Here is a 7,402-nt window from a genome sequence, read left to right on the forward strand (position 1 = left end):
ACATCACTGATTGGCAACATTTGGTAATAGCTGACGCAGAATCTTTTGCACAATTTGCACCCCGGTCACGGCTTGCCAGCCAGACAATCCCAGCAGAATCAAGTTCAACGAAACGTGGAGGCTGCGAACCCAATCCTGCTTTTGCATAAAAGGAACCAGCGCGGCAGACGTGGAAACCAACCCCACCATTCCTAAGCCTGCAAACAGGTGGGGACCAATCACAATCTTGCCATTGTTGATATAGGTTACGGTGATACCTCCGATCGCCCCCATCACTATCAGTGCCAGGAGGATGGAGCCAATTTGGTGATGACGAATCGCAAACCGGCTCTTCACCAGTTCTTTCTTGAGATCGCCGTCTGCCAACCGCGCCCGTCGGACTTGCACACCTAGATACATCGCGTAGAGCGCAACCACCAACGAGATCCACATCGTAACGGGGTGGAAAAAGCTGAGATAGGGGTTGAGAGCCTCCAGACCTTCAAAATTCATAACAGTTACCTCTGAGTTGATCGCACGTCTTAAATTCACTTTACTATTCTATGACTAATTAGTTATATTAAAGAAGGTTACAATAAAAAACCTTGCAAGACTTTGAGAATCGCTACTGGCATTACTCCACCAAAGCTTTTGCCATCCGTTCAATATTGGAGATTTCAGTCATGAAAACGAATGTGGGTTCAATCGATCGCTTGATCCGTCTACTGCTGGCTTCGGTGCTGTTTTATTCGGGACTGTTCCTCTACAGCGGTTCTGCCTTGGGCATTGGGCTAGTCGTTGTGGGTAGCATACTGCTGATAACCGCACTGGTTGGTTTTTGTGGTCTTTATCGCCTCCTGGGGATTCACACCAACCAACCTGATGAACAACTGTAGAAGTATTCACTCATCAACTCTTTTAGGAAAATACTATGACCTACCACTTCAGCAAGGTTGTGGATGCCTCCTTTGAAGCGGAGATCGCTCAAGTCACCGAATCTCTCAAGCAGGAAGGCATGGGCGTATTGACTGAAATTGACGTGCAGACTGCCTTCAAGAAGAAACTGGACATCGAGTTTCGTCAATACAAAATTCTGGGAGCTTGCCATCCTCAGATTGCCTATCAAATGCTCCAAACCGATGACAAAGCGGGTGTGTTATATCCCCTGCAATGTCGTGGTGCAGGAACACGCAGATGGCAGCGTCGAAGTCTCAGCAGTTGATCCGTTGATGATGTTTCTGACTTTGCATAGCCCGAAAGCGAAAGAAATCGCGATCGATGCTAGTCAGAAGATGCAACGAGTGATCGATCGCCTACCTGAAGCCAAACTGGCTGCTTTGCCAACTGAACACGTTATTTAACGCAAGGAGGTTCATCATGGACGACAGTCTTCCACTCGAAAGTCCATCCCTATCGCGGCGACAACTGCTCAATTTTTTAACCGGAGCCACGGTCGCTGCCAGCGCTGGTTCTGCGCTCTACACCGTTGGCAAGTTCTTTATTCCTCCCGCAGAAACAACCGGAGCAGGGGGAGCCATTCTTGCTAAAGATATTCTGGGGAATCCAATCCCAGCGACGCAAATTCTGGCAGAAGCACCGGGCACTCGTGCCTTAGTTGCAGGTCTGGCAGGAGAACCCACTTACCTGATCGTCAAAGAAGATAACAAGCTGGATGCTATGGGAATTGTTGATAATTGCACCCACCTGGGCTGCACTTTCCCCTGGAATGCAATCGATCAGCAGTTTCAATGTCCCTGTCATGGTTCTCTCTATGCCCCTGATGGAACCGTCGTTCGCGGTCCAGCTCCCCTTCCACTCAAAATCGTTCACGTTGCTGTCATCGATAACAGCATTTTAATTTCACCCTGGACCGAAACCGATCCACGCACTGGAGAACCCCCCTGGTGGGTTTGATCTGGGTTGCCAATATCCAAGAAATTCTCTCTTTTCAATCGCTAGGTATCCTATGAAAATTGCTGTATCCAGCCAAAACCAGACTAACGTAACTGCCCATCTCGGACATTGTCAAAAATTCTGGATTTATGACGTAGACAATGGCACCATCCAAAACAAAGAACTGCTACAACTGACCAAAGACCAGAGCTTTCATGAGAGTTCGCCCAAAGACCCTCACTCCCTGGATACAGTACAAGTCCTGATTAGCGGCAGTATGGGGCGTGGATTAGTCCGCCGTTTGGAATCTAAGGGGATTCAGCCCATTATCACCCCTGAAACTGACTTGGATGCAGCCATAACGGCATATCTAACAGGTTCTCTCGCCATCCTGACTTCAGAAGAAGTTGAACATCACCATGACCATGAGCAAGGACATGACCCTGAGGGTGAATGTGGCTGTAACCAGGCGTAAGCTCCGTCTAGTTGCACACTAATTACGCGATCGCCCAACTTAGCAATGAGGTGCCCTGTGTCCAAACTGACCAGTCCAAATGAAACTGTGGTTGATCTGTCACCCACAGAATTTACTCACCTACCTGATTCTCCCCTCCTGATTGATGTTCGCAGTTCTCTGGAGTACGTCACAGGTCATGCCCCCAATGCCCGCAATCTCAGCCTGCCCCGAATTCTACTGGGTTTGGGTATCTCGAAATGGTTCTTGCCGCAATGGTTTCAGGAATTGTCCAAGGATCAGGCGATCGCCGTTATCTGTTTGACGGCTCACCGTAGCCCTATTGCAGCGAGGCAACTCCTGAAGGCAGGTTTCACAAGGGTCTACAACATCAGTGGCGGGATGGTGGAATGGCGTCGCCTGGGCTTGAAAACGGAGTTAAAAACTCAAGCTGGCTAACCCATTAAGATAGAGATGAGTGAATCTGAACTATGCAGGTTCGACCCAAGAGACAACTCAAAAACCAACAACACTGGTTAGCGCCGAAAGGAGTCTTGCAACTACCCAATTCTGGAGTCTGGCACTCTTACTGGAGCGATCCCTACCATATGTTGTTGACGATTCCCTGGTCAGGGTTTCTCCTGCTGATTGTGCTGGTGTATGGCATGCTGAATACCCTATTTGCGCTGGCGTATTTAGCTGGGGGAGATAGCATTGCCAATGCTCAACCCGGATCATTTTGGGATGCGTTCTTTTTCAGTGTGCAAACACTGGCATCGATCGGCTATGGTGCCCTATATCCTCAAACCTTGTATGCCAATACTGTCGTGACGATTGAGGCATTGGTCGGGCTATTGGGTTTTGCAGTCGTCACTGGGCTAGCGTTTGCCCGTTTCTCTCAATCCACTGCCCGTATTCTCTTCAGTCGCTTTGCCGTCGTGACCCGCTACAACGGGATGCCGACACTGATGTTCCGCACCGCTAACCAGCGAGGCAACCAAATTGTAGAAGCCCAGATGTGGGCATATCTATTGCGAGATGAAATCAGTCTGGAAGGTCAGTTTATGCGCCGCCTTTATCCATTGCAGCTCTTACGTAGTCAGACTCCTAGCTTTGCACTGACTTGGACAGCGATTCATCCGATCGACGCAGAAAGTCCTCTCCAGGGACAAACCGCAGAATCCTTAGCTCAACTCAAAGCCCAAATTGTTGTTTCGTTGAGTGGCATTGATGAAACGGTGACTCAAGCTGTTCATGCCCGACATCTTTACCAAGCACAAGAAATTTTATGGAATTACCAACTCGTGGATATTATTCACGCAACCAAATGTGGAGAATACTACATCGACTTTACTCATTTCCATGATGTTGTACCGACAGAACCCTGACCCTGATTAAATCCCTCTGTCAAGAAACACTCTCGACGGCAGGAGGCTGGGGCACAAGTTCAAAGCCAAGCAACTGAGCTGTTTTCTTCAGATGCTTCACCAGGCGTTCTCGGTATTGTTGCTCATAATAGTTTTCTCCAGGGCCAGCATATGTTCCACCCACAGACCACAGCTTGTAAAACAGACGTGCAATCTTGTGAGCGGTTGCCGTAATTGCCTTAGGCGCTCCTAAACGAGCGCGCATTCGCCGATAGAATGCTCCTAAAGCTGAATGACTATGGCTGACGGCTTGAGCGGCTAAGCGAAAAGCATTCGTGGCTCGATTCACGACGGAGCGAGTTTGAGAACTCACCGACTTTCCTCCAGTAATTCGCGCTCCAGGACATAATCCCAACCAGGAACAGAAGTGCTTGACACTGGGAAAACGAGTTGAATCTAAGCCCACCTCGGAGAGGATCGTCTGGACAATTAATGCATCGAGACCCGGAATCTGGGTAAAATCGATGCCACTGATCCGGTACAACTGCTTGCGCAACTCAAAAGCAGGTGCATTTTGAGTGGTCTTGCGCCGTTTGTTCTTTGCTTCAGGAGGGGGTTGATCCGTTTTGGCATCAAACCTCAGCAGGCACTGCTCGATTTGCATGTCACAAGCAGCCAACTGCTGTTGATGGAGATCATAGAGCGCCAATTCTTGCTGCAAAATGAACACCAACTCAGCCCGATAATTGCCACTGAGGGCTTGAGCGATCTGCTCATGAGCACTTCGGATGCGCGAGTGTTTGAGACCGGCTAAGACATGAAGATCACGCTCTCCTGCCACAATCGCTCGAATAATCGCCATGCCGGTTAAACCAGTAATGTCACTAATCACCTTATGTAAATGCAGATTCATTTGAATCAAGGCGTGTTGCATGCGTTGAATATGCACTGCAGCACTTTGAATCAATTGCTCGCGTTGGCGAACATAGCTGCGTAAAACACAGACTTGGTCATCCGGTCGAAACGACCCGGCTAACAGACCATAGGTGTGTAATTTCTGCAGCCATTGACAATCGAGCACATCGCTCTTGCGTCCAGGAACGGTTTTGAGATGATGTGCATTCACCAACTTGACCTCTAGTCCGACTGACTCCAGAATCTGAAAGACTGGAATCCAATGCACTCCGGTCGATTCCATCGCCACCGTTGTCACCCCACAACTTTTCAGCCAGGTTGCTATTGCTTGTAGGTCTGGGGTAAAGCAGCCAAAGCACCCGGACATTGTTCTCGCTGCTTGCTGCAGGGACGCAAACCCAATGCTCAGCAGACCCTACATCAATGCAAGCAGCATGGAGATTCAGTTGCTCAAGTTGAGCAAATTCAGCAGGTAAGGCTTGAGCCCCAGATTCCTGCTGCATCCGCTTTAGCGAGGTCTTGTCCATAATGCTCCTCAGTCAGGTGAACCTCCTGAGTTGGGGCAGAATGAATGGCTAATCTCTCAAACGGGATAGGGTTACACCCTTCACCAATATCATTGCCAGTACACCCCAGAACCACGCTCCTAATCAGACCCTTCAGGGTACTATTGACCCCTCGGCTTCAAACTCAGGATTCCCTTCTATGCCCACGAGATACGCAACCAGTGCAAGGATAAATGCCGGAAACAAGACACAGAGGGGGTTCTAAAGCCCGACTAATTCGCTAGAAAGAGACATCGAGTCGTACTGCATGGAGGCAGTTCCCGATGTCAGAAAACAATGTTAGCTATACTGTAGCAGATTTGTTAGAAGTCACAGCAACAGAACAATCCAATCTTGCGATTCCAACTTGGTTGGCAGAAGCACTTTTGGTGGGACAATACTGGAATCAGAGTGGATTGCTCGAACAGTTACAGCAACAGGTTCGAGTCAGTCGTGGACGCATGGGACAGTATCTTGATTGTGGCATGATCTACTTCAACTCCTCTTTTTGCTATCATCTCTCCAGATTCCGATAGCTCAACGAGTAGCGACAATACCACCGCACGTTCAGCAAGATGATTTCAGGCAAAAAGTGGTGCTATTTGAACAGCGAGGCAGTCGTCATTTTGAGCAAGGTTAGAGAAAATTGAGCTTTCCTAAGCTATCATCTTTGCGACAAAACCGTTTTCGCTAGTTGAACCAAGCCGCGAATCCGAAAAAGCGTCCACCAAATACAGATAGAAGTTGTTGCCAAACATTGGCATCGGTCTGCTTGCCCAGTTCCAGATAAGGCGCAGGTGCAGTTCCCTGTACCCAGAGTACTAAGTCTAAGTTGCGCGGCTGCGTAAACGCTTTGTTGAGATTGATCCCTCGAATTTCGCGGGAGCGCCAAAACGGAACGAGCTTTTTACCCGCTAACAGATCTTCCGATTCCCCCACGAAACTAATCCAGCTATCGATCATGGCTTGAGTCACAACAGCATTGGGAATCACACCCTTCTGCTTCGGATTCGGTAACCATTCTCGATCGTTATCTTTTTCTGCAACAATCAGTTTCCAAGAGTCGCGACTGAGTGTCAGCGTGGTTTGTAAATGCTGTAGTGCCGTCGTCAGTCGTTGCGGCTCTAGCAATGGGAAATTGATCAAATGAAAGAATGCGACCACATCGACGAGATCAAGATTATCCCCATACTGAAACACTTTTCGACCATCTGCAAGAAACGGATAAGGCGTTTGGGGTTTGGTAAACATTAAATGGGCGGTGGCATCAAATAATTGACGCTCATCGTAGGCAAGAACCGTTTCCCCGATCGCCGCTAACAAGTTGCAGTATCCCCGTAGCCAAGCCACATCTCCAGCATCAAAGTTAATCGTGAACGCTTTGGCAGCTTGCTCGGTCGCTCGAATTCCGGTGATGCGAGTGAGAACATTCCAAAATGATTCTGTCTTGTCAAGCTTGCCATCGCCATTAAAGTCCATGCGAGTCAATCCGATCCGCATCGGAAGTTTTATGGTTGGGTCTTGAATCGGGTCAAGTGTTGATCGAACTTTTGCAAGGTCGTTGAGCAACGTCTGAAGCACCTGCCGCGTCGCTTCGTAAGTGACAGGTTGCGGATTGGAGTTGGGCGGGACAGGTAAGCGCAAAATCGGGAAAAAGCTAGTCAGTGTATTCTGACGCAGTCCATAGCGGTAGAGTGACTGCATGAGTCGTTCGGTTCCGTCCATTAATTGCAGAACCCCGACCCTAAAGCGAGTGAGATCGTCGTTGGGCGTTTGTTGTAGTTTTGCCAGAAGCGCGGTTTCGCCTGCTTGGAACTTGCCATTGATGAGGTAAGATTCAAATTCTGGCGATTGTCCATGCGAAGCGAAGGGAAATGCAAAGGAAATCACTAACAGGATCAAACAGAGAAAGATTCGCATAAAAGCTCACCGATGATCTGAGAAGCAAGGATGCTTTGTTATAGCTGTGGTCGTTTCGCAAAACTGAAAAGATGTGCCAGTTACTCGATTGCGATGAAAGCCGTGTCATGTTTTTTTAACTTCTTCACCAACGTCTTGTGAGCGATCGTGGCTAAATTCCTACTGGAGTATTGCAGAACAATAACGATTACAAAGATTCGAGGGTAGTGTTCTAGATGTGTGGGCATAACGTTATACTGCTCGCCCGAACTCATGACGATTGATGAATAATCCAATCACAGTATCATGCATCTTCTCAGTCTTGGAAAAACAGATCGTCTTTCTGGCAA

At 48.5% G+C, this 7,402-nt stretch carries 10 protein-coding genes and 2 pseudogenes; 7 read left to right on the forward strand and 5 right to left on the reverse strand.

Annotation, left to right across the window (positions count from 1 at the left end; genetic code table 11):
* Window positions 1-3: 3 nt before the first annotated feature.
* Window positions 4-492 carry a DUF4079 domain-containing protein gene (locus J0L70_RS24245; RefSeq protein WP_287456242.1) on the reverse strand — a complete coding sequence of 163 codons (489 nt, stop codon included), beginning with the start codon at window positions 490-492 and terminating at the stop codon, window positions 4-6.
* Between the two features lie 170 nt (window positions 493-662).
* Between J0L70_RS24245 and J0L70_RS24250 the strand changes: the two genes are divergently transcribed.
* Genes J0L70_RS24250 through J0L70_RS24280 form a run of 7 tightly spaced genes read left to right on the forward strand, consistent with a single transcriptional unit; the run spans window position 663 to window position 3,714 of the window.
* Window positions 663-875 carry a YgaP family membrane protein gene (locus tag J0L70_RS24250; RefSeq protein ID WP_287456243.1) on the forward strand — a complete coding sequence of 71 codons (213 nt, stop codon included), beginning with the start codon at window positions 663-665 and terminating at the stop codon, window positions 873-875.
* Between the two features lie 35 nt (window positions 876-910).
* Window positions 911-1,201: a DUF302 domain-containing protein gene (locus J0L70_RS24255; protein ID WP_287456244.1), complete on the forward strand. Its 291-nt coding sequence runs from the start codon at window positions 911-913 to the stop codon at window positions 1,199-1,201.
* Window positions 1,119-1,340 carry a DUF302 domain-containing protein gene (locus J0L70_RS24260; protein WP_287456245.1) on the forward strand — a complete coding sequence of 74 codons (222 nt, stop codon included), beginning with the start codon at window positions 1,119-1,121 and terminating at the stop codon, window positions 1,338-1,340. The genes J0L70_RS24255 and J0L70_RS24260 overlap by 83 nt, the downstream gene beginning before the upstream one ends.
* Before the next feature lie 16 nt (window positions 1,341-1,356).
* Window positions 1,357-1,893, forward strand: coding sequence for a cytochrome b6-f complex iron-sulfur subunit (gene petC / locus J0L70_RS24265; RefSeq protein ID WP_287456246.1), 537 nt, complete (start codon window positions 1,357-1,359; stop codon window positions 1,891-1,893).
* Window positions 1,894-1,945: 52 nt separating this feature from the next.
* Complete coding sequence (locus J0L70_RS24270) at window positions 1,946-2,347, forward strand: NifB/NifX family molybdenum-iron cluster-binding protein (protein ID WP_287456247.1); 402 nt, start codon at window positions 1,946-1,948, stop codon at window positions 2,345-2,347.
* Between the two features lie 57 nt (window positions 2,348-2,404).
* Window positions 2,405-2,785, forward strand: coding sequence for a rhodanese-like domain-containing protein (locus J0L70_RS24275; RefSeq protein WP_287456248.1), 381 nt, complete (start codon window positions 2,405-2,407; stop codon window positions 2,783-2,785).
* Between the two features lie 32 nt (window positions 2,786-2,817).
* Entirely contained in the window at window positions 2,818-3,714 is an 897-nt protein-coding gene (locus tag J0L70_RS24280) for an ion channel (RefSeq protein WP_287456249.1), read from the forward strand.
* A 19-nt stretch (window positions 3,715-3,733) separates the two neighbouring features.
* Here J0L70_RS24280 and J0L70_RS24285 read toward each other — a convergent pair.
* From J0L70_RS24285 to J0L70_RS24300, 4 genes and pseudogenes are all read right to left on the reverse strand, one after another.
* Window positions 3,734-5,111, reverse strand: a pseudogene (locus J0L70_RS24285) (IS110 family RNA-guided transposase).
* Between the two features lie 518 nt (window positions 5,112-5,629).
* Window positions 5,630-5,742: pseudogene (locus J0L70_RS24290) on the reverse strand (IS6 family transposase); the annotation flags it as partial.
* Window positions 5,743-5,843: 101 nt separating this feature from the next.
* On the reverse strand, window positions 5,844-7,073 hold the full coding sequence (locus J0L70_RS24295) for a hypothetical protein (RefSeq protein ID WP_287456250.1): 1,230 nt from the start codon (window positions 7,071-7,073) through the stop codon (window positions 5,844-5,846).
* Between the two features lie 231 nt (window positions 7,074-7,304).
* Window positions 7,305-7,402, reverse strand: a 98-nt coding sequence (locus J0L70_RS24300) for an IS1 family transposase (protein ID WP_502711026.1), incomplete at its 5' end; no start/stop codon positions are given.

Origin of the sequence: Leptolyngbya sp. UWPOB_LEPTO1, from assembly GCF_017302695.1 — a bacterium.
GTDB classification, from domain to species: Bacteria; Cyanobacteriota; Cyanobacteriia; order Leptolyngbyales; family Leptolyngbyaceae; genus Leptolyngbya; species Leptolyngbya boryana.

Bases quoted from the DNA above. Each gene is read 5' to 3' on its own strand.
- J0L70_RS24255 (WP_287456244.1), top strand. From the start codon at position 911: ATGACCTACCACTTCAGCAAGGTTGTGGATGCCTCCTTTGAAGCGGAG.
- J0L70_RS24245 (WP_287456242.1), bottom strand. From the start codon at position 492: ATGAATTTTGAAGGTCTGGAGGCTCTCAACCCCTATCTCAGCTTTTTC.
- J0L70_RS24260 (WP_287456245.1), top strand. From the start codon at position 1,119: ATGACAAAGCGGGTGTGTTATATCCCCTGCAATGTCGTGGTGCAGGAA.
- petC (WP_287456246.1), top strand. From the start codon at position 1,357: ATGGACGACAGTCTTCCACTCGAAAGTCCATCCCTATCGCGGCGACAA.
- J0L70_RS24280 (WP_287456249.1), top strand. From the start codon at position 2,818: ATGCAGGTTCGACCCAAGAGACAACTCAAAAACCAACAACACTGGTTA.
- J0L70_RS24295 (WP_287456250.1), bottom strand. From the start codon at position 7,073: ATGCGAATCTTTCTCTGTTTGATCCTGTTAGTGATTTCCTTTGCATTT.
- J0L70_RS24250 (WP_287456243.1), top strand. From the start codon at position 663: ATGAAAACGAATGTGGGTTCAATCGATCGCTTGATCCGTCTACTGCTG.
- J0L70_RS24270 (WP_287456247.1), top strand. From the start codon at position 1,946: ATGAAAATTGCTGTATCCAGCCAAAACCAGACTAACGTAACTGCCCAT.